We start from the raw sequence: 22658 nt of genomic DNA on the forward strand, positions 1-22658 counted from the left end.
ACGGCGACGCTCTTGGTGTCACGACGGACGCGAGGAGACGAACGATGGAATCCGGCAACGGCGGCTTCACCAAGGCAGGGCTGCACATGCTGCGCGACGTGCTGGAACGGCATGTCGATTCGGGAAAGATCCCGGGGCTCGTCGCCCTGGTCAGCCGGGGCGGCGATACGCACGTGGAGGCGCTCGGGACGATGCGCCATGACGGCGGACCGCCGATGCGCCGGGACACCATCTTCCGGATGGCCTCGACCTCCAAGCCGGTCTCGATCGCGGCGGCGATGATCCTGCTCGACGAGTGCCGGCTGCGGCTGGACGACCCGGTGGATCCCTGGCTGCCCGAGCTCGCCGACCGGCGGGTGCTGAAGCGGATCGACGGCCCGCTGGACGACACCGTGTCCGCACGGCGGCCGATCATCGTGCGGGACCTGCTGACGTCCACCTTCGGTCTCGGCATGGACCTGACGCTGCTGGGCGCCCCGATCATGGGCGCGATCTTCGAACAGGGACTCACGCCGGATCTGCCGCAGCCGATGCCGGAGCCGGACGAGTGGATGCGCCGCCTCGGCACGCTGCCGCTGATGCATCAGCCCGGCGAGCGCTGGCAGTACCACATCAGCAATGACCTGCTCGGAGTGCTCGTCGCCCGGGTCACCGGCCAGTCCTTCGAGACGTTCCTGCGCGAACGTGTCTTCGAGCCGCTGGGCATGACGGACACCGGCTTTCACGTGCCCGCCGACAGGATGGACCGGCTCCCGCCGCTCTACGCCCCGGACCCGCAGACCGGTGAGTTCCACGTGTGGGACGAGGCCGAGGGCGGACGCCACAGCCGGCCTCCGGCGTTCCCGGGCGGCGGCGGTGGGCTGAACTCCACGGTTGACGACTATCACGCCTACTTCCGGATGCTGCTCAACCACGGCACGCACGGCACCGAACGGATCCTGTCCCGGCCCGCCGTCGAGCTGATGACGACCAACCGTCTCACCCCCGAGCAGCAGGCCGCCCGGCACGCCATGGCCATCAACAACGTCCACGTGTCGTTCGGCCAGGGGCAGCACGGCGGCTGGGGCTTCGGGATGGCGGTGCGCACCTACCGCGGTGACTACGCGCCGATCGGCCAGTTCGGCTGGGACGGCGGAGCCGGCACCACGACGTACGCCGACCCGGCCAACCAGCTCGTCGGCATCCTGCTCACCCAGGTCGGGATGTCGGTACCGGACTCGGCGCGGCTCATCCACGACTTCTGGACCACGCTCTACCAGGCACTTGAGGACTGACCTCCGGTCCTGACCCGGTAACTGTGACGACGGTCACAGGTGGATCCGGGCAACCGATCCGATCTCCTGGCACACCAATGTTTCGCCCCATCCCCCAGGAGCGCATCCCCATGCGCGCGACGAAACAGGTGAAGCTAGATGAGACGATCAGTCGCACTGCGACTCTCCGCGGTGGCTGGTGTGGCGGGCGTGGCCGGGGCGATCGCCTTCGGCCTGCCCCAGCACGACGCGTCGGCCGCGGTCAGCCCGGCCACCGGCTTCGCGAGCGCGAACGGCGGCACGACGGGCGGCGCCGGCGGTGCGACGGTCCGGGCCACCACCGGCACCGAGATCCACGCGGCCCTGTGCGGCCGGGCGGCCACCGACACCCCGATCACCATCGAGGTGCAGGGCACGATCAACCACGGCAACACCGCCAAGGTCTCCGGCGGCAGCTGCAACACCGCCGCCGGCCTGATCGAGCTCAAGGGCATCAAGAACGTGACGATCGTGGGTGTCGGTGGCGGCGCGGTCTTCGACCAGCTGGGCATCCACATCCGGGACTCCAGCAACATCATCATCCAGAACGTGACCGTCCGGAACGTCAAGAAGTCCGGCTCGCCGACCTCCAACGGCGGCGACGCGATCGGCATGGAGAGCACGGTCCGCAACGTCTGGGTGGACCACGTCACCCTGGAGGCCTCGGGCGGCGAGTCGGAGGGCTTCGACGGGCTGTTCGACATGAAGGACGACGTCGAGTACGTGACCCTGTCCTACAGCGTCCTGCGCAACTCCGGCCGTGGTGGCCTGGTCGGATCCAGTGAGACCGACACCGGGAACAGCTTCATCACGTACCACCACAACAAGTACGAGAACATCGACTCGCGTACCCCGCTGCTGCGTGGCGGTGTGGCGCACATCTACAACAACCACTACGTGCGCCTCAACGAGTCGGGCATCAATTCGCGGGCCGGTGCCAAGGCCAAGGTGGACAACAACTACTTCGAGGACTCGAAGGACGTGCTCGGCACGTTCTACACCGACCAGGCCGGCTTCTGGCAGGTCAGCGGCAACGTCTTCGACAACGTGACGTGGTCGGCCAAGGGCACGGACAACAACCCGGCCGGGCCGAACCCGGTGTCCAACACGAGCGTGACCGTTCCGTACGCGTTCAGCCCGGACAACGCCGCCTGCGTGCCGGCGGTCGTGGCGCAGACCGCCGGCGCCGGAACCGGCCTGCGGGTGTCCGACGGCAGCTGCAAGGCGACGTCGACCCCGACCGTGAACCCGACCACCCCGACGGCGAACCCCACGACGCCGACCGCCAGCCCCACGGCGGCACCGACCACCGCTCCGAGCCGGCCCGCCGGCACCAACCTCAGCATCGGCGCCGGCACCGACGGCTCCAGCAAGGCCAGCGGGACCAGCTACGGCAACGTCAAGGACGGCAACCTGAGCACCTTCTGGTCGCCGAACGGCGCCACCGGGGACATCTCGATCAAGTGGAGCGCCGCCACCACCGTCTCCAGGATCGACATCCGGGAGGCCTCCGGCTCGTCCGTCGGCTCCTACCAGGTCCTCAACGGCACCACCGGCGCGGTCTTGAAGTCCGGCACCGGCGCGGGCGCCATCAGCTTCCCGGCCACCGCTCTCACCAAGATCACCTTCAAGATCACCAGCTCTTCGGGTACGCCGAAGATCGCCGAATTCGAGACCTACGCCTCCTGACCACACCGGCCGGGCCGGGGCTCTCCGGTCCGGCCGACGTCAGTCGCGGGGTCGCAGGCCGGCCCGATGGCCCAGCAGAGCGGCCTCGGTACGGTTGTCGCACCCCAGCTTGACGAGCAGCCGGGAGACGTAGCCCTTCACCGTCGCCTCGGACAGGTGCAGGCGCCGCGCGATCTGCTGGTTCGACCGGCCGGCGATGAGGCCGGCGAGCACCTCGCCCTCCCGGTCGGTGAGCGAGCCGAGCAGATCGCGGGCGCGTTGCCGGTCGGCGGTGTTGCTGATCAGCCGCTGGGCCGCCGCCGGCGACAGCACGGTGTGCCCGGCCGCGGCCACGCGTACCAGGTCGACGAGGTCGTCCGGCGCGGTGCACTTCAGCAGGAAACCGACCGCGCCGGCCCGTAGTGCCCGCAGCACGTACTCGTCCAGGTCGAACGTGGTGAGGGCGACGATCCTCGGCGGCGCCGGCAGCGTCACGATGCGTTCGATCGCGGTCAGCCCGTCCACACCCGGCATCCGCAGGTCCATCAGCACCACGTCGGGCCGCAGCCGGACCGCGGCCTCCACCGCCTCTGCGCCGTCGTACGCCTCGCCGACCACCTCCAGCTCAGCCGTGGCCGAGAGGATCGTGCGCAGGTGTGCGCACACCATCCGCTCGTCGTCGACGACCAGGACCCGGATCATCGCGGCGCCGCCGTCGGCATATAGACCGGCAGGGTGGCCCGTACCGTGAATCCGCCGTCCGGCGCGGCTCCGGCGCTGAGCGTCCCGCCGACCACCTCCACCCGGTGCCGCAGCCCGTCCAGGCCGCTGCCGCCACCGGCCGCCGTCAGGTCGGTGTCCGGCCGGCGGCGCGGGGGAGTGTTGGAGATCGTGGCGCGTACCCGCTGCTCGCCGTAGTGGACCGCGACCGTGGCGTCGGCTCCCGGCGCGTGCTTGTGCACGTTGGTCAGCGACTCCTGCACCACGCGGAACAGGGTGCGCCGTACGGCCGGCGCGACCGGGGCGGGGTCGCCCTCTTCCGTGAGCCGTACCGGCAGGCCGGCCGCGCGGGAGTCGTCCACCAGCGAGGTCAGCGCCGGCTCACCGGCCAGATCGGCGGTGCTCGCCGGCCTCCGGTCCCCGTGGCGCAGCACCCCGACCAGGTCACGCAGCTCGGCGAGGGCCTGGCATCCGGCCACCCGCAGTTCCTCGGCCGCCACCCGGGCGGCCGGATCGGTGGTGCTGATCCGCAGTGCCCCGGCCTGCAGGACCATCAGGTTGATGCGGTGGGTGACCACGTCGTGCATCTCGCCGGCCAGCCGGATCCGCTCGTCGGCCCGGGCCCGTTCGGCGAGCAGCAGCCGTTCCCGTTCGGCCCGTTCCGCCCGGTCGGTCAGTTCCGCGACCAGGCTGCGGCGGGCCCGGAAGTACATGCCGAGCAGCGCCGAGCACAGGATGACGGCCGGCGCGGTGAACGGGTCGTCGATCGCCCACGCCTGTGCCCCGACCAGGAACGCCACGGCCAGAACCCCGACCGTGGCCCACTGCCGCCATCTGCGGCCGGTGCCGTAGGCGGTGACGGCGTACGGCGCGGGCACGGCGGCCCAGGCCGGCGCGAACAGGCTGATCGCGGCGATCGCCAGCGTCGCCGTGTACGGGTGCCGGCGGCGGGCCAGCAGCATCGCGGCGGCGGTCACCTGGGCGGCCACGTAGATCCAGGTCGGCGCCGCGAGGTGCTTGGTGGCGAGGTCCGGGTCGGCGACCTCCAGCGCGCTGCCGACCAGTGCGGCGACGCCGGCGATGACCACGTCCACGGCGACCGGAAGCGACCGGCTGCGGTCCATGGCTGGAGCGTAACCGAGGCATCGAGGTGCGGCTCGGCGTGCGGGCGCGGTCGCGGCGATCCGACCATGGGCATGCGACGAAAGTAGGTCGCGGTCGCGACCTTCACCCCTGACCGGGTACGCGCGACGCGCGCTGGAATCGGAGGATGACTCGACCGGCGCCGCAGGACGTGTCCACCGCCGGGCCGCGTATCCACGCGCTCGACACGCTGCGCGGCTTCGCCCTCTGCGGCATTCTGATCATCAACATCTACCAGCAGGTCGTGTTCCGCGGCGCGGCGTCCGGCACGGCCACGCGAATGCCGGCCGCCGTGCAACTGCTGTTCTACGAGCGGTTCTATCCGGTCTTCTCGATCCTGTTCGGCATCGGCTTCGGCATCTTCCTGCGGCGGGCGGCGCTGCGCACCGAACGGCCCCGCCTCGTGCTCGCCCGCCGGCTGGTCGTCCTGCTGGTCATCGGTGCGGTCCACTTCCTCTTTCATCCGGGGGAGGCGCTTACCGCGTACGCGATGGCGGGTTTGATCGTGCTGTTGCCGTTGAGTTTTCTCGGCGGCCGCGCCGCCCTCGTCGTTGCGCTGGTCCTGCTGTTCGCCGGTGCTCAGCTGGTCGTCGGATACGGGCCGATTCCCGGGCTGCTCGCTCTCGGGTACGCCCTGGCCATGCTGGACGTGCCGGCCGCGCTCGAACGGCGCTCCGGCCGGGTGGCGATCGCGTTCGCCGTGTTCGCCACGCTGACGGCGGTGTGGATCGTCCTGGCGGTGCGCGACGTCGATCTGCCGTTCGTCAACGTGCTCGGCGGGCCGGGCGGCGGGGTGAGCCTGCTCGATCCGCTCGCCGGGATCGTCACCGGGCTGGCCTACTGCTGCGGACTGCTCCTGCTGCTGAACACACCGCTCGGTCCGGTGCTGTCCGCGGTGCTGTCGCCGATGGGCCGGATGGCGCTGACCAACTACCTCACCGCGACCGCGCTGTTCCTCGTCGCCGGTCCGCTGCTCGGCATCGACAGCACCGGCGACCTGCCCGCGATCGTCGGCCTGACCATCGGCATCATCGTGGTTCAGGCGGTGTGGAGCGTGGTGTGGCTGCGCCGGTTCCGGTACGGCCCGGCGGAGTGGGCCTGGCGCTGCCTGACCTGGTGGCGGCTCGCGCCGATCCGGCTGCCGGCCGGTCAGGTGGAAGGTGTGCGGTGACGCTGGTAGTGGCGCGCGGCCTTGGTGCGGCTGCCGCAGCCGTCCATCGAGCACCAGCGCCGGGTTCCGTTGCGTGAGGTGTCGAAGAAGTAGAGGACGCAGGCCGGGTGCGCGCAGCGCCGGATCCGGGTGGGTTGCTGGTTCAGCAGCTCCAGGTAGTTCTTGACGGCCTGCCAGGCGGGCGCCCAGCCGGCGTCGACGTGGTACTGCTCGCGCACCGCGGTGCCGTGCAGCGCGTACCGCACCGTGCCGTGCGACAGGACCTCGTTGATGTCGTGTTCGGCGGTCTCGCCGGGGTCCTCCAGGACCCGGCGTAGTGCTGCCCGGGCTTGCCGTAGCGGCGCCTGAGCAGCGGGGAGATCACCTGAGAGCCGGTGTTCGGCCAGCCAGGTGGCCATGCCGTCCGGGGTCTCGAACAGGTCGACCGGGTCTCCCCGGTCGATCCATTGCGTGTTCACCAGGTCCAGGGCTAGCGGCTCCCCGACCAGTGGTCGCTGCACCATGCCACGAATCTTACCGGCTATGGGGCCTTGACAGGTAAGAGGGAGTCGGCGGAAGCTCTAACCGTTCAAAGCTCGTTCAGTGGTTAGATAGGCTTCACCGTGACCACCACCGCATTCCGCACCGCCACCGTCGACGGCCGTACCGTCTTCTACCGGGAGGCCGGCAACCCGGACGCGCCGACGCTGGTGCTGCTCCACGGATTCCCCACGTCGTCGCACATGTTCCGCCGGCTCATCGCCGACCTCGCCGACTCCTACCACCTGATCGCGCCCGACCACCTCGGCTTCGGTTACTCCGACGCCCCCGCGGTCACCGACTTCGGCTACTCGTTCGACAGCCTCACCGCGATCACCCAGGGGCTGCTCGACCAGTTGAGCGTGGACCGGTTCGCGCTCTACATCCAGGACTACGGCGCACCCATCGGGCTGCGTATCGCCGCCCGGCACCCCGAGCGGGTCACCGCGCTGATCGTGCAGTCGGGCAACGCCTACACCGACGGGTTCACCCCGTTCTGGGACCTGCTGTTCGCCCACGCCAAGGACCGCGCCGGCAACGAGGCCGAGGTCCGCGGACTCCTCGAACCCGAGGCGACGCGATGGCAGTACACCCACGGCGTCCCGGCCGGCCGGCTCGACCGGCTCACCCCCGACACCTGGACCCTCGACCAGGCTCTGCTCGACCGGCCCGGCAACAAGGAGATCCAGCTACAGCTGTTCTACGACTACCAGTTCAACCTGGACGCCTACCCTGCCTTCCAGGACTACCTGCGTACCCACCGCCCGCCGACGCTGATCGCCTGGGGCGAGCACGACGAGATCTTCGGTGCCGACGGCGCCCGCGCGTACCTGCGTGACGTGCCCGACGCCGAGCTACACCTGCTGGACGCCGGACACTTCGCCCTGGAGACGCACGGCGACGAGATCGCCGCCCTGATCCGCGACTTCCTCGGCCGCCGCGTTTCGTAGCGTCCGTGCCGCGGTCGACATGCTGGGAGCCCGCACTCACTGGAGCCTTGCCGTCTGCGCCGAGCACGGCTATGTTAATGGAAAATCACACATCGATTGACATCGAAACCTGCTCGTATCGCCTCCTAGAACCGGTGTTCAAGGCGACGTCTGGCCGCCAGAAGGTAGGTAAGCGAATGGAAAATCTCAGCAGAAGACGCGTCCTTACCCTGGGCGCCGGGCTGGGGCTGGTGGGCGCGGCGACCCCGTCCACGGCGTGGGCGTGGTCGTCCGCCGGCTCGATCGCCGGGACCGACACGATCACCGATCCGTGGGGTGTCTGGGACGACGCCACCGACCCGCTCGTCGCCTCGCTCCTGCGCGACGGTCAGATTCCGGCCGTCAACACCGCGTTCGACAAGTGGGTCAACAACGGCGACGCGCTGCCCAGCGGCATCCCCGCCGGGCTCACCACCTACCTCCAGCAGCACAACAGGCTGCCGTCATGGGCCGACCAGACCAAGCTGAACCGCGCCGCCCAGTTCAACAAGCGGATGAGCATGTACCTGTTCCTGCTCTACGGCCTGGGCAGCGGGATCATGAGCACCGTGATCCCGCGCGAGGCCCGCAACGTCTACTGGTCGGAGGGCGGCGCCGACATGAAGGCGCGCGCGGCCAAGACCTTCACGTACGGCTACGACCTGAGCGCGATCGACGCGTTCCAGCCCTCCGGCCACTTCGTGGTCACCTCCAACAAGACGCGCCTGACCCACGCCGCGGTGCGGCACCTGCTGCCGCAGTCGGCGAAGTGGCGGGCGGTCACCGACGACCAGGACTTCATCCCGATCAGCAACGGGGACATCCTGATCACCTTCCACAGCCTCGGCACCTTCGTGCACGGCAAGCTGAAGTCCTGGGGCATCCGGATGTCGGCCGCGGAGGAGGACGCCTTCCTGCACATGTGGCAGGTCGCGCTGCACCTGCTCGGCGTGCGCGACGACTTCATCCCGGCCAGCTGGGCCGCCGCGAAACAGCAGTCGGCCTACGCGCTGACGCCGATCATGGCGCCGACGCCGGAGGGCATCGACCTGGCCGACATCCTGCTCGGGCTGACGTCGCAGATCGACCTGGGCGTCACCAAGGGCTTCCAGCGCGAGTTCGCGCGCTACCTGCTCAGCGACAAGGTCGGCGACTGGCTGAAGCTGCCGCGCGACTACGCGGCACGCACACTCATCGAGGTCGGATGGCCGGCGTACGTCGCGTTCCGCGAGGGACTGTCGCCGATCATGCCGACCGGCTTCTCGATGTTCGACCGGTTCGTACGCGGTCTCGCGATGCTGTTCCTCAACAACGGCACCTCGGCGACCTACACCCCGATCACCATCCCGACCGGGAACCGGCCCGGCACCTGAGCCGGCTCACCACATCAGGGCGCCGGTGACCAGGGCGGTGACGGCGTCCCGGTGGCCGGGTGCGTCCTGCCAGCGCAGGGCACGCCCGGCCTCGACCGCCACGCCGAACCCGGCGTGCACCAGCAGCCGGGCCTGGCGCGGGTCCAGCTCCGGGCGGGCACCGCGCAACTGCTGCTCCCAGACCGCGATGTGCTCCCGCTGCGCGAGGATCAAGGGCCGCTGCAGGTCAGCCGGCAGGCCGGCGATCTCCGCTTCCGCCACGCTGTTGAGCGCGTTGTGCTCGAACTGGTAGGCCACGTACGCCGCGGCCAGCGCGCCCACGGCCTGACGCGGGTCGGTCGCCTGGTGCAGGCTGCGGTCCACCGCCTGTGCCAGCAGCCCCGCCGCCTGCAGGCACGCGGCCACCAGGATGTCGACCTTGCCGGGGTAGTGGCGATAGATCGCCGACGGGGCGAGCCCCACCACCTGAGCGATCTGTACGTTCGTGACGTTGGCGAACCCGTCCCGGGCGAACAGCGGGATCGCCGCCGCCAGGATCTCCGCGCGCCGGGTGCGGGGCACCGGCTGCGCGGGCAGTTCGACCAGGCGTGAGCTGCCCTCGGCCGCCGCCGGATCGGTGGCGGCCACGTGCATGGCGGAGGCCAGCAACAGGTCCTCGATCCGGCGCTGCGCGATCGAGGTGTGATGCATCGTGATCGACCCGATCGCGCCGAGAGCCGCCACCGCCCGCAGGCGCTCGTCGGGCAGCGGATACTCACGCCGTACCATCTCGGTCACCCGGCCCACCACGTGCGCGAACTTGGTCCGGAGCAGCCGGCGGTCGTCGCGCTCCAGGTAGCGGGCCTCCCACCGGTACAGGCCACCGGACGCGCGGTGGGACACCGTGACCCGGGTGACGGCGGCGAGCACGTCCTTCAGCGGCGCCTCGGGCGGTGACTCGTCGAGCGCCGCGACGAGCCGGTCCACCATGACGTTCGCGCACTCGGCGAACAGCGCGTACTTGTTCGGGAAGTGCCGGTACAGCGCGGCCGCGCTGATGCCCACGCCGGCGGCGATCTCCTCCATCGACGCCGCGTGGTAGCCCCGCTCGCTGAACACCTGGCCGGCCGCCTCGACGATGAGCTGCTTGCGGTTGTGCGGCCGGGTGGCCGCGGCCGGCCCAGCAGTCACCGGATCACTCGAGCCGACGCGGGCGGACACAAGACCATGCGTGCTAGTCAATCACAGCGCGCAGGGGAGGAGATGGTGGCCGTTTCGACACCTGTCCGCCGCGACGGACAGCTGATTTCCTCCGAATCATGAAGCGCAGATCGTTACTGGCGGTTGGTGGCGGCACGATCCTGGCCGGGCTCGCCCCGGCACTGCCGGCCGCGGCCCTGCCCGCCGTCGACATGGAGATGGTCTTGCTGGCCGCCCAGGTGGACCCGCCCAAGACCGGCACCGGCGTCACCACCGGCGCGGGCGCACACGTGCTCGAGGTGGAACGGGCCCTGAACGCGAAGGGCCTGCTCGCCGCCTCGGCCGTGGACGGGCACTTCGGGACGTCCACCATCGCGGCCTACGCGGCCTGGCAACGTTCCCTCGGCTACTCGGGAGCCGACGCGAACGGCCGTCCGGGCGCCACCTCGCTGGCCCGCCTCGGCGAGGGCCGGTTCACCGTGACCCGGACCGTCTCCGCCGGCTCGCCGACCAGCACGTACGGTGGCAAGCAGGTCAACACCCGGACCCGGGACATGCTGGCGGCGGCCGACGCCACGCTGGGGTGGAGCCTGACTCTGGACCAGGGGTCGTACAGCACGTCGGACCCGACGTCGGCCGGCACGCACGACGGTGGGGGAGCGGCCGACCTCGCGGTCGGCGGCCTGACCACGACACAGCGCTGGGAGACGGTCCGCGCGCTGCGCACGGTCGGGTTCGCCGCCTGGTTGCGGACGCCGTCGCAGGGATCGTGGCCGTACCACATCCACGCCGTCGCGGTGCTCGACCCGGACCTGTCGACGCCCGCCGCCGATCAGGTCCACGACTACTACGTGGGCAGGAACGGCCTGGCCAACCACGCCGCGGACGACACGCCGGCGGCGTACCGGACGGCCTTTACCTGGTGGGAGAGGCACAACCGCGGGTAGCAGCCCGGCGCGGGTTCACGGCTTGCGGGCCACCGCGCCGTAGACCGAGACCTGAGCGTCCGACGGCGGCTGCTGATCGGTGGGCTCGCCCAGCTCGGGCCGCCAGGCCGGTGAAGAAACGCTCGATCTCGGCCTTGGAACGGACCTTCATGGTGACGCCCTGCCGGCGGTACACCTCGGCCACCTGTGCCCACGCCTCCGGCCGGAACCACCGTCCACAGTCGAGCCGGGTGCCCGGGCATCATCGCCGGAAGGATCAGGATTGGGCCGGGGCCGGGTGGGGGTATCCCCCAGCCCATGGCGAAATACGCGGTCAACGACGCCGCGGTGCGGCGGGCGCGGGAACTCATCAAGGCCAGGCAGTACGTGCTGGACAGCGACTGGGGCAGCGTCCAGCCGCGAGCCGACGCCGAGAACACCTATCTCGGCAGCCACTCCTGGGACGAGTACGCCGAATGGCACCTCGCGCTCACCGACGGCGCCACCGACGAGACCAAAGCCCGGTACGCCTTCGTCTACGGCGACTTCCGCCGGCTGCACCGGGCCGGCCTGATCGCCTGCGTCTACCGGGCGTCGGAGTGGCGCCACAAGGACGTCGAACTGGCCGCGCACGACCTGCTGCAGGAACTGGACGCGGCGGCCGGCATCACGGCGAAGTCCCGGCGCTGACCCCGCGTCCTTCAGGTTTCCGCGTCCGGCGGGTAGACAGGTCGCCGTGACGAATGGATCTTCGATCAGGCAGGCCGGGCGGAACCTGGCCGTCGCCACGCTGGCCTCACGGGCAGCCGGGTTCGTACGCATCGTGGTGCTCGCCGCGGCGCTGGGGCTGGGCACCCGCCTGCTCGACACCTACAACATCGCCAACACCCTGCCGAACGCCGTCTACGAGCTGATCGTCGGCGGGACGATGGCCAGCATCGTGGTGCCGCTGCTGACCCGGGCGGCGCTGAACGAGCCCGACGGCGGTGTGCTGTACGCGCAGCGGCTGCTCTCCCTGATCATCTACGTCCTCAGCGTCATCACCGTGCTGGCGATCGCCGCCGCGCCGCTGCTGATCGACCTGTACGCGCCCGGCTTCACCACCGAACAACGCGGCCTGGCGATCGTGTTCAGCCGGTACTTCTTCCCGCAGATCCTGTTCTACGGCATCAGCGCCACCGCGGCCGCGATCCTGAACATTCGCGGGCGCTTCGGAGCACCGGCGTGGGCGCCGCTGTGCAACAGCATCATCGTGATCGCGGTCGGGCTGACCTATGCGGCCGTCGGCGGCAGTACCACGACCACCCTGGACACGGATCACCTGTTGCTGCTGTCGCTGGGCACCACGGGCGGAGTCCTCGCTCAGATGGCGCTGGTGGTGTGGGCTCTGCGCCGAGCCGGGTTCCCGATCCGCCTGCACCCGGATCCGCGGGGCATCGCGATCCGGCGGATCGGCCGGCTCGGCGTCTGGGTGCTGCTGTCCGTGGTCACCACGCAGATTCTGGTCGCTGCGGCGACCAGGGCGGCGTCGTGGAGCGGGCCGGGCGGTATCACCGCCTACCAGAACGCGAACGCGATCTACCACGTACCGTTCGCCGTCATCGCCGTCTCGGTCATGACGGCGATGCTGCCCCGGCTGAGCCAGTACGCGGCACGCGGCGAACACCAGCGGGTCGTGACCGGATTGTCGCGGGCGGTCCGCACCGCGCTGGTCGTCATGGCGCCGATCGCAGCCGCGTTCGTCCTGCTCGGCCCGCGGATCGCGATCGTGTTGTTCGACCACGGCAACAGCAGCGCCGCGACCGTACGGGTACTCGGCCTGGTGCTCGCCGCCTACGGCCTGGCGCTGGTGCCGTTCACCAGCTACATGATCCTGCAGCGGGGTCTGTACGCCCTCCAGGACACCAGGACCTCCGCGCTGATCACCGCGGTGGTCGCCGGCGTCGGGGTGGCGGGCTGCGCCGTGGCCGGGTGGCTGCTGCCGGCCGAGGACATCGTCATCGGGATCCCGATCGCCTACGCCGTGGCCTACACCACCGGACTGGGCCTGACCGCCGTGGTGCTGCGCCGGCGTCTCGGCTACATCGACGGCAAGCGTCTGGCCCGTACCCATGTCCGGGTTTTCATCGCCACGCTCAGCGGCGCCCTGTGCGCCTGGCTCGCCATCTGGATGCTGGCCCCGGCGGCGGATTCGCCGGCCTGGCGGGGCGCGCTGATCACCGGTGTCGCCGCCGCGCTCGCCGGTGGCGTGGGCTATCTCGCCGCGGGCCGGCTGCTGCATCTGGCCGAGTTGCGGCACCTGCTGAACGCGGCGCTCCCCGGCATCCGCACCTGGTGACCATAGGGTCGTCGCATGGAACAGGACGAATCTCTGCGGCTGTCGCCGTCGTTTCGGTGCGGCGGCGACCGCACCCGGGGCCTCGCGCGAGGTGGCAGGTGGAGCGTTCCGGGTGCCGCGCTACCTGGCCAGGAAGTGCCAGCCGAGCCAGAGCCAGAAACCGAAGATCAGTACGCGTACGACGGGTGAGCGCAGTGCCGCGGTCAGCGTGGCCGGCAGTGGCCGTACGCCGGATCCGGTTCTCCGGGCGAACCGGTCGGTCGCGATCACCAGCGCGAGGATCGCGGCGAAGCCGGCGATGATGGCGGCGCGAGGTGTCATCGGCTCACCAGCCACAGGCCGGCGCTGACCCAGAGCAGGTAGCCGACCACCCGGCCGGGATAGGTGCTCAGCAGGGGATCGGCGAGCGTACTGAGCGTCGGGTGTGCGGCGTCGTCCGGTCCCAGCCAGACGCTGAGCTCGAAGGCCGCGGCCAGGCCGGCCACACCGAGCCAGACGGCCGCGGAACGAGCACCGACCGGCTCCGCGCGGCGCGGGCGGCGGCGCACACCGATCCAGCACAGCGGTACTCCGGCGATCAGGACGGCGCCGAGGGCGGGCCAGGTCAACGGCCGGCAGATGGCTGCCGTCAGCGCATAGGCGACGACGGCAGCGGTGACCGCGGCACGGCGGCGCACGGAGTGACGTACCGGATCCATCCCGGCATTGTCGCCGTGCCGGCCCCCGTTATCGCAGACGGGGGCCGGCCTGAACATCAGCGATGCAACCGTTCCCACAGCGTGATCCACTGGTCGGGGTGGACGTGCCCGACCAGAGCGTCCGACGCGATGCCCGCCGCGGCCAGCGCTCGACCGACCCCGTCATACCGGGTCGCGAGAGAGGCCCCGAGCGAACCACCGACACCGCCGAAGCCCAGCTCCACCAGCTCCTGCCAGCCCGCGAACTCCTCCACCAACGGCTGGGGCCGTCGATCGATGCGCAGAATCGCCGAGTCGACGGACGGAACGGGTCGGAAACTCACCCGGTCGACCGTGCCGCCCAGCCGCCAGGAGAACCACGGCCACGACTCCACCGTGACCAGACTCCAGCGGCCGCAGTCGCCGGTGCGCTTGCGCGCATACTCCCGCTGTGTGAGCAGCGTCGCCGAGGTCAGGGCCGGAGCACGCAGGCACCAGTCCACAATCTCCGACGTGATCGAGTACGGAATGTTGCCCACCACCGCGAACGGCTCCCGGGGCGCCCGCGCCGCGGTGAAGTCGTCCCTGACCACCTTGATCCTGGGATGTCTCCGCGTGCGCGCGGCCAGCATGCTCGCCAGCCGCGGATCGAGCTCGTAGCCGACGACCCGCGCCCCCGCCTCGGCCAGCGCCAGCGTGACCGCGCCCTGACCCGCGCCGGGCTCCAGCACGAGCCCCACCGGATCGGCGGTCTTGACCAGCAGCTCGACGGCATGCCCGTCGACCAGGAAGTTCTGCGAGAGCGTACGCCGGAGCCGGTCATCCGGCCGGCGCGGTGCACCGCCGCCGGTGTTCTTGACCTTGCGCTGACTGTGTGAATAGTTTCCGTGCGCGAAGTTTTGCGCCACAGCACTGCCCTTTCGGATCCTCGAGAAGAAAGGTCTCGAAGGGCCCCGGGCGCGCCTGCGGACGCGCGTTGCGGCGTCCGCTAGCGGGCCAGAGCCCGGCTGTGGCGGATCCGAGTGAACACAGTGGCGAAGCGGGAAGCGCACATGGCCGCGACTCTATGGGCGCCTGTCCGGCGGGACAACCGGATTTCCAGAGAGCTTCCGTCCCCAAGCGTGATCTTGCTTGGCCCACGCTCACTGCTGTCTCAACGGCCGCCAGACAGCACGCACGTTGGGCCGGGCAAGACCCGGATCGGGGTACGCGTAACCGGCGTCCCGCCGAAGCCGACCCGTGCGGGACGTAATGCCTGACTCGCGCGGGGAGGGCGGGCACGGGTCGGCTTCGGCAGGACGCCGGTTGGAGCCTGTTCCTGAACCTATTTCCGCCGGCCGGGAGATCGGTGTTCTGATGTTGGGATCTGGTGCGTTCGTTTCGGCGTCACCGTGACGCGGGTGCGAAGGTGCTACTTCACCGTCAGGGCGGACGTGCCGTTTCGGTGACTGGTTCTTGATTCATTCCACCGCCGAGGTGGGCGATGGCTGCCTGGTCCTGGTGAGGGCGCGGGGTGCGCTGGTGGTGTGGTGCCGGTCAGGAGTGTTTGTGCAGCGTATGGCTGGGCGGTACGCCGTAGGCGTTGCGGTAGTGGGCGGCGAACAGGCGGGGGTTGGTGAAGCCCCAGCGGGCGGCGACGGCGGCCACGGTGGTGGTGCTGGGGTCGGCGGTGGCGAGCATGTGGTCGGCGTGCTGTAGGCGGACCCGGTGCAGATGTGCCATCGGGGTGGTGTCGCGGTAGCGGCGGAACGCCAGCTGCAGGGCGCGGATGCTGACCCGGGCGGCGGCGGCGATGTCGGCGACGGTGATGGTCTGGTCGGCGTTGTCGTCGATGTACGCGAGGGCACGGCGCAGGGTGGTGGGGGTGGCGTCGCGGCGGTCCTCGATGGTGGGGTCGGTCAGGGCGGTGTTGGCGAAGGTGGCCAGCGCGGCAGTGGCGAGCAGGTGGGTGGCGTTGGCGATCAGCAGCGGCGATCCGGCGGCTTCGGGGTTGTCGAGCAGGTCCGTGACGTAGGCGTGGGTGTGCCGCCAGTGTGCGGCGGCGGTCGCGGAGTGAGGGTCGAGGCTGGTGAAGCGGACCGGTGTGGGTTGCCAGGCCGGCGCGGGGGCGGCGATGCGGTCCAGCACGGCGAGGTCCAGGACACAGGTGGTGAGCTCGCCGGGTGACCAGGTGCAGGTGAAGGGCCGGCCGGGGTAGGCGCCCAGGCAGACGTCGCCGGGCCGGTAGCGGCGGTCGCTGTCGCCGCTGGTGCGCTGCAGGCGGGCGGTGTTGGTGGTGACTATCACGAGGGTGGGCAGTGGTTCGCCGTCGAAGTCCAGGGTGGCGGACTGGGCGATGGTTTCCAGGTGGAATCCGGGGGCGTGGGTGCGCCGGTGGCGCAGTTGGGGGTTGTGGTCGCTGCTGCTTACGCGCATGCCGGCACCGTAGGCGTCGCTGAGGTAGCCGCTGATGGTGTCCGCGTCGGTGGAGACGAAGGCTGTGGTGTTCGGGACAGTGCTGGTCACCATCGCGGTTCCCTTCGTGGCGTCGGTGTTCAAGTACGCAAGGTGTGGTGGGGTGGCTGGCCGTAGGCGGTGCGGTAGTCGACGGCGAACCGGCCGGGGTTGGCGTAGCCCCAGCGGCGGGCGATGGCGGCGACGGTGTCGCCGCGGGTGGGATCGCCGGATTGCAGGTCGCGATGGGCGCCGTGCAGGCGGGCGCGGCGCAGGTAGCCGGTGGGGGTGGTGTCGCCGTGGCGGGTGAACGCGGCTTGTAGCCCGCGGACGCTGACGCCGGCGGCTGTGGCGATGTCCTCGATGGTGATCGGCTGGTCGGCGTGCGCGTCGATGTAGGCCACTGCCCGGCGTACCGTGGCCGGAGGGACGCGGCCGGGTCCGGGGGTGTAGTCGAGGGTCATCGTGGTGTTCGGGAATACGGCCAGCACCGCCGCCGCCGCGGTGTCCACCGCGGCCGCACGCAGTAGCGGATGTCCGATCGCGGGACCGGGCCCGGCGCACATCCGGCTCAGATAGGACAAGGTGTGCAGCCAGTGCTGGCCCATCGCCGCCGACACCGCGGTCACCCCGTCGAAACGCAGGTTCGCCGGCTTGACGCCGAGCCGGCGGGCGACGCGGGTCACCGCGGAGAATGGAATCTTCACCGCTTGCACCGTGAAGTGATTCCACTCCATGTGGATGGGCTGGTGCAGCGGCATCAACGCGGCGTCGCCGCCGGCGAGCTGGTCCCGCTGAGCGGGACCGACGCTGAGTCCGCCGCTGAGCAGCGTCGACACGATGACCTCGTCGACCGGGTCCGTCACGATCTTCGCCCACCCGCCGTAGGTCATGCGGTCGAGCGCCACGGTTTCGGTAGTCACCGAGGAGGACCGGAAGACGAAACCGCTCGGTGGTTGTCGCAGGGTCAGCCGATGATCGGCGTAGGCGCGGCTGAGGAATTCATGCGCCGCCGCAAGGTCGTGAGTTTCCACCACGGCGTGCTGCACCGGCTGCCCGGCTGCGGGTCCGGTCATGGCGATCCTTCCTTGCCGCCACTGTCCCCCACACACCACTGTGTGCCATTGCGCACGTTCTATCCAGCAAACGTACGCCGAAAATGGTCGATGTTGGAGATGCCGTCAGCATGGTGGGTGATAGGAGGATGCCGCTTGCGCCTGGCAACGGGCCCCGCAACCATGGGCCCGGACACAGAGGCCACGACCGCGTCTTCGAGCTGGTGTCCCGCTACGGCCCGGACGTGAGCCGGTTGTGTCGCGCGTACCCGACGCTGATACCCGCCATCGCCGGGCTCAGCCTGTCGCGGAGTGCTGGTGGTTCCGTTCCCCGGTTCGCCAGCGACCCGTTGATCGCCGAGCTGCAGAAGCTGCAGGACACCTTGGGTGAGGGCCCGGCCCGCGACGCCGCCCGGCTACGCCAGCCGGTGCAGGCCGGCGACCTGAAAGAACCGTCCTGGCAGCAGCGCTGGCCCCGCTTCGCTCCGGCCGCCCGGGCCGCCGGCGTGCGCGCGGTGTACGCGCTGCCGCTGCACGCCGGCGGAACCCGCCACGACGGTGCCCTCACGGTCTATCGCGACACCCCGGGTGCCTGGGACGACACCCAGCAGACCGCCGTCGAAACGTTCGCCGCCGCGGCCACCGAACTGCTCACCCTGCACCAGCGGGGCCTCGACCTCACCGGCGCGTTCACCGACGCCCACCGCGACCACGGCATCCTGCTGCTCGCCGCCGGTGCTCCGGCTGGCCCTCAACCCGGCCTCGCCACCGACCCCGGCCCCGGCCTGCCGCTGATCCGCTGGTTCCAGCAGCAAGCTCTGCCCGCCATCCGCGCTCACCTGCACACCATCGCCGGCCACGCCCTGCCCGACGACGACCGGTACCGGTTCGTGCTCGCCGTCCACGAGGCCATGAGCAACACCGTGCTGCACGGCGGTGGACACGGGCAGCTCCTGCTGTGGCACAGCGAGCAGCGTCTGTGGTGCGAGATCAGCGACCATGGCCCAGGCATCGCCCTGCCCGAGCAGCGGCCCGGCCCCGACACCGGCGGCGCCCGCGCCGCCGGGCATGGCCTGCGGCTCATCCAGCAGGCCGCTACCAGCTTGGACATCACCACCGATGCGACCGGTACCCGACTGCTGCTCAGCTACCGCCTCAACCAGCGGCGTACTGGCATCGATGCCCAACACGCCGGCAGCAGCCGGCCGTCTACGGTCCGGTACACCGGTGGGGGAGCAGGTTACCGAGCACGCCGAACCGGATCTCAGCATCAGCGCCGTCCGGCTGACCCCGGACGTTTTCACGGTCGCTGTGACCGGCGACCGTGACCTCATAACGGCGCCGGCGATGCTCCAGCAACTCCGCGACATGCTCGACAACCACCACAGCGACTAGATTTAGCGGCCTACGCGCTCCCGGCGTACCGTCGGCCGGCGGCCTCTGATGGTGCTGCGCTGCATGGCCGCGATGACCATGTCAGCGGCAGGTTCGGGGACCTCCACCAGCGAGAACCGGTCGGTGATCTGGATCGCGCCGATCTCGCGCGCGCTGAGCCCGGACTCTCCGGCGATCGCACCCACCAGGTCCTGTGGGCGTAGTCCGGCCCGCCTGCCGATGCCGAAGAACAAGCGGGCGACCGACGCTGAGGAACGCGTGGGGCGGCCGCCTTGGCGCTTGTCACGATCCTGCGGGGTACGGCTGACCGGCGGTGCCACCGGCGAGGGGATCTCGTCCTCCTCGCGGTCGCCGCCGGCCGCCTCGTGCAGCAGCTTCACGGCGGCGAGGGCGATGTTCTCGACGTCGAACTCATCGGTGAGCGAGTCGAGCACGACCCGGAACCGCTCGAGATCGTCGGCTTCCAGGCTGGCCTGCAACGCCGTGCGGGTCACCTCCATGCGCCGGGCTCGCAGGTCCGTGACGGTCGGCAGCTTCTCCAGGGTGATGCGCTGCCGGGTGAGCCGCTCGATGGCCTTGAGCATCCGCTGTTCCCGCGGTTCGGCGAGGGTGATGGCGGAGCCCTCACGTCCGGCCCGGCCGACCCGGCCGATGCGGTGCACGTATGCCTCGGGCGCCGTCGGCACGTTGAAGTTGATGACGTGCGTGAGCTGCTCGACGTCCAGGCCGCGGGCCGCCACGTCGGTCGCGACCAGCAGTTCGGTGCTCCCGCCGCGCAGCCGGCCCATGACCCGGTCGCGCTGGTCCTGACTCATGCCGCCGTGCAGGGCCTCGGCCCGGTACCCGCGCCCGTTCAGGGTCTCCGTGACCTGGTCGACCTCTTCCCGGGTGCGGCAGAAGACGATCGCCGCCGTCGGCGCCTCCACGTCGAGGATCCGCCCGAGAGCGGCCGGCTTGTGGGCCCGGGCGACGATGTAGGCGCTTTGCCGGACTAGCGGGAGTTCGTCCGACGCCAGGGACTTGCGGCCCATCGTGATCCGGACCGGTTCACGCAGGTGGCGGCGGGCGATGCTGTCGATCCGGGGTGGCATGGTCGCGGAGAACAGCACCGTCTGCCGGCCCTCGGGGGTCTCGGCGAGGATCGCCTCGATGTCCTCGGCGAACCCCATGTCCAACATCTCGTCGGCTTCGTCGAGTACGACCGTGCGTACCTCGCTGAGCCGCAGAGTCGCCCGCTCGATGTGATCGAGCACCCGGCCCGGCGTACCGACGACGACGTCCACGCCGCGCTGCAACGCCTGCAACTGTCGCCCGATCGGCTGTCCGCCGTACACCGGCAGCACCCGAACGCCCAGGTCACGGCCGTATCGGTGGACCGCCTGCGAGACCTGCTCGGCCAGTTCCCGGGTCGGTACCAGAACGAGCGAAGTCGGTGCCGTGTCCCGGCTGCCGACGGTCAGCCGTTGCAGTACGGGCAGCGCGAACGCGGCGGTCTTCCCGGTGCCGGTCGCCGCCTGTCCCACCAGGTCGTTGCCGGCCACCAGCGGCGGGATCGCCTCCTGCTGGATCGGCGTCGGTTCTTCATAGCCGAGGTTCGTCAGCGCGGCGAGCAGTTCCGGCCGCAATCCCAGTCCGGCGAAACCCGCCCCGGACTCGGACGGATGTTGGTCCATGCCGACAACCATAGGAGAACGGCCTGGCCCGCCACTCAGGGGGCACCGTGGCACGGATGTTCGTCACTGCGGTTAGGTGCGCAGGAACTTCAGGACGGCGAGGACGCGGCGGTGGTCGGTGTGTGCGGGCGGGAGGTCGAGTTTGGCGAGGATGTTGCTGATGTACTTCTCGACCGCGCTGTGGCTGACGTTCAGGGCGTCGACGATGCCGTTGTTGGAGCGGCCCTCGGCCATCAGCCGCAGCACCTCCAGCTCGCGCGGGGTGAGGCGGTCGAGGGGGTCGTCGCGGTGGCGTACCAGTAGCTGGGCGACGACCTCGGGGTCCAGCGCGGTGCCGCCGGCGGCCACCCGGCGCAGGGCGTCGAGGAAGTCGGACACGTGGGCGACGCGGTCCTTGAGCAGGTATCCGACGCCGTTGGTCTGGGTGGACAGCAGGTCGGTGGCGTAGCGCTCCTCGACGTACTGGGACAGGACCAGGACGGCGACCTTCGGGTACTGGTGGCGGATGACGAGGGCGGCCCGGATGCCTTCGTCGGTGTGGGTGGGCGGCATCCGTACGTCGATCAGGGCCAGGTCGGGGTGATGCTCGCCGACCGCGCGCAGGAGCTGCTCAGCGTCGGGTACAGCGTCGACGACCTCGAAACCACCGTCGGCGAGCAGCTTGGTCAGGCCCGCCCGGAGCAGCACGGAGTCCTCGGCGATCACGACTCGCACGGCAACTCCACGGTGATCGCCGTCGGCCCGCCGGGTGGGCTGTGCAGGGCGAACGTTCCATCGACCGAGGCGGCGCGCTGGGCCAGCCCGCGCAGCCCGGTGCCGTGGGAGTCGAGGGTGGCGCCGCCCCGGCCGTCGTCGGTGATGACGACGCGGAGCCGGCCGGCGGTGCGTTCGACGGTGACCTCGGCGCGGTGGGCGCCGGCGTGCCGGGCGATGTTGGTGAGAGCCTCGGAGACGACGAAGTAGGCGATCGCCTCGACGACCGGCGAGCAGCGCGATGTCACGGTGACGTTCAGCCGTACCGGTAGCGGCGCGCGGGCGGCGATGCCGGACAGGGCCGCGTCCAGGCCCCGGTCGTCGAGCACGGCCGGGTGCAGGCCGCGGACGAACTCGCGTAGCTCGGTGAGGGCCTGGGTGGCTTCGTCGTGGGCCGCCTCGATGGCCTGCCGGGCGGGTTCCGGCACATCGGTGAGGTTGGCGCGGGCCATGCCCAGGTTCAACGCGAGGGAGACCAGCCGTTGCTGGGCACCGTCGTGCAGGTCCCGTTCGATCCGGCGGCGTTCGGCGTCGGTGGCAGCGACGATGTCGGCCCGGCTCCGGGACAGCGACTCCACCCGTACGGACAGCGCCTCGTTCCGGCTCGGGCCGAGCAGAGCCCGGGCCACGGCCGTGTCGACGCGTGCCACGCCCCGGGCCACCCACGGAGCCGCAACGAGCACCGCCGGCAGGACCACTGCCAGCGCCACGGCGACGGACGTCGGCCAGTCGTTGGTCGACCAGCCCACGAACCCCAGCGGAAGGGCCAGCCAGAAGGCCGCGACCGAGGCGGCCCCGATCGCGCCGATGAACAGCGCCAGCACGTGGTAGGCGATCTGCCGCCACATGCCGGCCGCGCGCAACCCGCGGAACAACCGTCGCGACCTCGGAATCTCGACGCCGAGCAGCGCCCGGAAGCGCCGGCGTTGCAGCGCGGTGAGGCGCGGCACGATCAGCAGTACCGGCAGCGGGACAACCACGGTGAGCACCACGAGCACGGTGGTCTGCACCCAGTCGTCGCTCGGTGCGTAGAGCAGGCTCCACCCCGCGCTGTAGCCGACACCGACCGGCAGGCCACAGGTGAGCGCGAAGGTCACCACGCCGATCGGCAGCCCGAGGAGCGCGTGCGCGGTGGCGCGCCATCCACGTGCCGACCACAAGGCCGCCAGCGCCGTGGTGAGAGGCCGGAGGCTGGCCGTTTCTGCCGAGGTCACGCGATCACGGTAGACACCCTACGGCCCACTGGCCATGAGGTCGGCCCTCCCCCCGAGGTGAGGAAAACCCCACCCCGAACCGGCTGCCCGCCCCACCGACAGCGTGGCCGAGCCACGGCAGCGTGGTCACCATCCACGGCAGCCGCGAACGAAGGAAGACC

21 protein-coding genes are annotated in these 22658 nt (G+C 70.7%); 9 read left to right on the top strand and 12 right to left on the bottom strand.

Going from position 1 to position 22658, the window contains the following annotated elements; genetic code table 11:
- The first annotated feature begins 44 nt into the window (after nt 1-44).
- Together I4J89_RS31740 and I4J89_RS31745 are read left to right on the top strand one after the other, a co-directional pair.
- On the top strand, nt 45-1274 hold the full coding sequence (locus I4J89_RS31740; protein WP_196417811.1) for a serine hydrolase domain-containing protein: 1230 nt from the start codon (nt 45-47) through the stop codon (nt 1272-1274).
- A gap of 138 nt (nt 1275-1412) precedes the next feature.
- Nucleotides 1413-2981: a pectate lyase family protein gene (locus I4J89_RS31745; protein WP_196417812.1), complete on the top strand. Its 1569-nt coding sequence runs from the start codon at nt 1413-1415 to the stop codon at nt 2979-2981.
- A 39-nt stretch (nt 2982-3020) separates the two neighbouring features.
- Here I4J89_RS31745 and I4J89_RS31750 read toward each other — a convergent pair whose 3' ends face one another.
- Both I4J89_RS31750 and I4J89_RS31755 read right to left on the bottom strand, forming a co-directional pair.
- Nucleotides 3021-3662, bottom strand: coding sequence for a response regulator (locus tag I4J89_RS31750; protein ID WP_196417813.1), 642 nt, complete (start codon nt 3660-3662; stop codon nt 3021-3023).
- On the bottom strand, nt 3659-4804 hold the full coding sequence (locus I4J89_RS31755; RefSeq protein WP_196417814.1) for a sensor histidine kinase: 1146 nt from the start codon (nt 4802-4804) through the stop codon (nt 3659-3661). Before I4J89_RS31755 ends, I4J89_RS31750 begins: the two co-directional genes overlap by 4 nt.
- Before the next feature lie 146 nt (nt 4805-4950).
- Here I4J89_RS31755 and I4J89_RS31760 point away from each other — a divergent pair, with 146 nt between their 5' ends.
- Nucleotides 4951-5994 (top strand): DUF418 domain-containing protein, encoded by a 1044-nt coding sequence (locus I4J89_RS31760; RefSeq protein ID WP_196417815.1) that lies wholly within the window; start codon nt 4951-4953, stop codon nt 5992-5994.
- Here the strand turns inward: I4J89_RS31760 and I4J89_RS31765 are convergent.
- On the bottom strand, nt 5973-6497 hold the full coding sequence (locus I4J89_RS31765) for a CGNR zinc finger domain-containing protein (RefSeq protein ID WP_196417816.1): 525 nt from the start codon (nt 6495-6497) through the stop codon (nt 5973-5975). The two genes, I4J89_RS31760 and I4J89_RS31765, sit on opposite strands and share 22 nt — an antisense overlap.
- A 99-nt stretch (nt 6498-6596) precedes the next feature.
- On the opposite strand from I4J89_RS31765, the gene I4J89_RS31770 reads away from it, so the two are divergent.
- Together I4J89_RS31770 and I4J89_RS31775 are read left to right on the top strand one after the other, a co-directional pair.
- Entirely contained in the window at nt 6597-7463 is an 867-nt protein-coding gene (locus I4J89_RS31770) for an alpha/beta fold hydrolase (RefSeq protein ID WP_196417817.1), read from the top strand.
- Nucleotides 7464-7639: 176 nt separating this feature from the next.
- Complete coding sequence (locus I4J89_RS31775; protein ID WP_196417818.1) at nt 7640-8854, top strand: oxygenase MpaB family protein; 1215 nt, start codon at nt 7640-7642, stop codon at nt 8852-8854.
- Nucleotides 8855-8860: 6 nt separating this feature from the next.
- Here I4J89_RS31775 and I4J89_RS31780 read toward each other — a convergent pair whose 3' ends face one another.
- On the bottom strand, nt 8861-10024 hold the full coding sequence (locus tag I4J89_RS31780) for a TetR/AcrR family transcriptional regulator (protein WP_196417819.1): 1164 nt from the start codon (nt 10022-10024) through the stop codon (nt 8861-8863).
- A 128-nt stretch (nt 10025-10152) separates the two neighbouring features.
- Between I4J89_RS31780 and I4J89_RS31785 the strand changes: the two genes are divergently transcribed.
- From I4J89_RS31785 to murJ, 3 genes are all read left to right on the top strand, one after another.
- Nucleotides 10153-10980: a peptidoglycan-binding domain-containing protein gene (locus tag I4J89_RS31785; RefSeq protein ID WP_196417820.1), complete on the top strand. Its 828-nt coding sequence runs from the start codon at nt 10153-10155 to the stop codon at nt 10978-10980.
- A gap of 297 nt (nt 10981-11277) precedes the next feature.
- The gene (locus I4J89_RS31790; protein WP_196417821.1) at nt 11278-11649 is read left to right on the top strand and encodes a hypothetical protein; all 372 of its coding nucleotides are present in this window, start codon (nt 11278-11280) and stop codon (nt 11647-11649) included.
- Between the two features lie 85 nt (nt 11650-11734).
- Entirely contained in the window at nt 11735-13297 is a 1563-nt protein-coding gene (murJ, locus tag I4J89_RS31795; protein WP_196417931.1) for a murein biosynthesis integral membrane protein MurJ, read from the top strand.
- Nucleotides 13298-13417: 120 nt separating this feature from the next.
- On the opposite strand, the gene I4J89_RS31800 is transcribed toward murJ, so the two are convergent.
- The 5 genes from I4J89_RS31800 to I4J89_RS50070 all read right to left on the bottom strand — a co-directional run bounded on the left by I4J89_RS31800 (nt 13418) and on the right by I4J89_RS50070 (nt 17483).
- Nucleotides 13418-13618 carry a DUF6186 family protein gene (locus tag I4J89_RS31800; protein WP_196417822.1) on the bottom strand — a complete coding sequence of 67 codons (201 nt, stop codon included), beginning with the start codon at nt 13616-13618 and terminating at the stop codon, nt 13418-13420.
- Nucleotides 13615-13995, bottom strand: coding sequence for a hypothetical protein (locus tag I4J89_RS31805; protein ID WP_196417823.1), 381 nt, complete (start codon nt 13993-13995; stop codon nt 13615-13617). The genes I4J89_RS31800 and I4J89_RS31805 overlap by 4 nt, the downstream gene beginning before the upstream one ends.
- Nucleotides 13996-14051: 56 nt before the next feature.
- Nucleotides 14052-14882: a 23S ribosomal RNA methyltransferase Erm gene (gene erm / locus I4J89_RS31810; RefSeq protein WP_196417824.1), complete on the bottom strand. Its 831-nt coding sequence runs from the start codon at nt 14880-14882 to the stop codon at nt 14052-14054.
- A 628-nt stretch (nt 14883-15510) separates the two neighbouring features.
- Nucleotides 15511-16512, bottom strand: coding sequence for a helix-turn-helix transcriptional regulator (locus tag I4J89_RS31815; protein ID WP_196417825.1), 1002 nt, complete (start codon nt 16510-16512; stop codon nt 15511-15513).
- Entirely contained in the window at nt 16509-17483 is a 975-nt protein-coding gene (locus tag I4J89_RS50070) for an AraC family transcriptional regulator (protein WP_230859948.1), read from the bottom strand. The genes I4J89_RS31815 and I4J89_RS50070 overlap by 4 nt, the downstream gene beginning before the upstream one ends.
- A gap of 224 nt (nt 17484-17707) precedes the next feature.
- On the opposite strand from I4J89_RS50070, the gene I4J89_RS31825 reads away from it, so the two are divergent.
- Complete coding sequence (locus I4J89_RS31825; RefSeq protein ID WP_196417826.1) at nt 17708-18790, top strand: ATP-binding protein; 1083 nt, start codon at nt 17708-17710, stop codon at nt 18788-18790.
- Nucleotides 18791-18859: 69 nt separating this feature from the next.
- Here I4J89_RS31825 and I4J89_RS31830 read toward each other — a convergent pair whose 3' ends face one another.
- The 3 genes from I4J89_RS31830 to I4J89_RS31840 are packed head-to-tail and all read right to left on the bottom strand — an operon-like array spanning nt 18860 to nt 22497.
- Nucleotides 18860-20569, bottom strand: coding sequence for a DEAD/DEAH box helicase (locus I4J89_RS31830; protein ID WP_373688177.1), 1710 nt, complete (start codon nt 20567-20569; stop codon nt 18860-18862).
- 33 nt (nt 20570-20602) lie between these two features.
- Nucleotides 20603-21244 (bottom strand): response regulator transcription factor, encoded by a 642-nt coding sequence (locus I4J89_RS31835; protein WP_196417828.1) that lies wholly within the window; start codon nt 21242-21244, stop codon nt 20603-20605.
- Nucleotides 21232-22497: a sensor histidine kinase gene (locus I4J89_RS31840; RefSeq protein WP_196417829.1), complete on the bottom strand. Its 1266-nt coding sequence runs from the start codon at nt 22495-22497 to the stop codon at nt 21232-21234. The genes I4J89_RS31835 and I4J89_RS31840 overlap by 13 nt, the downstream gene beginning before the upstream one ends.
- Nucleotides 22498-22658 lie beyond the last annotated feature (161 nt).

It is taken from the genome of Actinoplanes aureus (assembly GCF_015704865.1).
GTDB classification, from domain to species: Bacteria; Actinomycetota; Actinomycetes; order Mycobacteriales; family Micromonosporaceae; genus Actinoplanes; species Actinoplanes aureus.

Bases quoted from the DNA above. Each gene is read 5' to 3' on its own strand.
- I4J89_RS31740 (WP_196417811.1), top strand. From the start codon at position 45: ATGGAATCCGGCAACGGCGGCTTCACCAAGGCAGGGCTGCACATGCTG.
- I4J89_RS31745 (WP_196417812.1), top strand. From the start codon at position 1,413: ATGAGACGATCAGTCGCACTGCGACTCTCCGCGGTGGCTGGTGTGGCG.
- I4J89_RS31750 (WP_196417813.1), bottom strand. From the start codon at position 3,662: ATGATCCGGGTCCTGGTCGTCGACGACGAGCGGATGGTGTGCGCACAC.
- I4J89_RS31755 (WP_196417814.1), bottom strand. From the start codon at position 4,804: ATGGACCGCAGCCGGTCGCTTCCGGTCGCCGTGGACGTGGTCATCGCC.
- I4J89_RS31760 (WP_196417815.1), top strand. From the start codon at position 4,951: ATGACTCGACCGGCGCCGCAGGACGTGTCCACCGCCGGGCCGCGTATC.
- I4J89_RS31765 (WP_196417816.1), bottom strand. From the start codon at position 6,497: ATGGTGCAGCGACCACTGGTCGGGGAGCCGCTAGCCCTGGACCTGGTG.
- I4J89_RS31775 (WP_196417818.1), top strand. From the start codon at position 7,640: ATGGAAAATCTCAGCAGAAGACGCGTCCTTACCCTGGGCGCCGGGCTG.
- I4J89_RS31785 (WP_196417820.1), top strand. From the start codon at position 10,153: ATGAAGCGCAGATCGTTACTGGCGGTTGGTGGCGGCACGATCCTGGCC.
- I4J89_RS31790 (WP_196417821.1), top strand. From the start codon at position 11,278: ATGGCGAAATACGCGGTCAACGACGCCGCGGTGCGGCGGGCGCGGGAA.
- I4J89_RS31800 (WP_196417822.1), bottom strand. From the start codon at position 13,618: ATGACACCTCGCGCCGCCATCATCGCCGGCTTCGCCGCGATCCTCGCG.
- I4J89_RS31805 (WP_196417823.1), bottom strand. From the start codon at position 13,995: ATGGATCCGGTACGTCACTCCGTGCGCCGCCGTGCCGCGGTCACCGCT.
- I4J89_RS50070 (WP_230859948.1), bottom strand. From the start codon at position 17,483: ATGACCGGACCCGCAGCCGGGCAGCCGGTGCAGCACGCCGTGGTGGAA.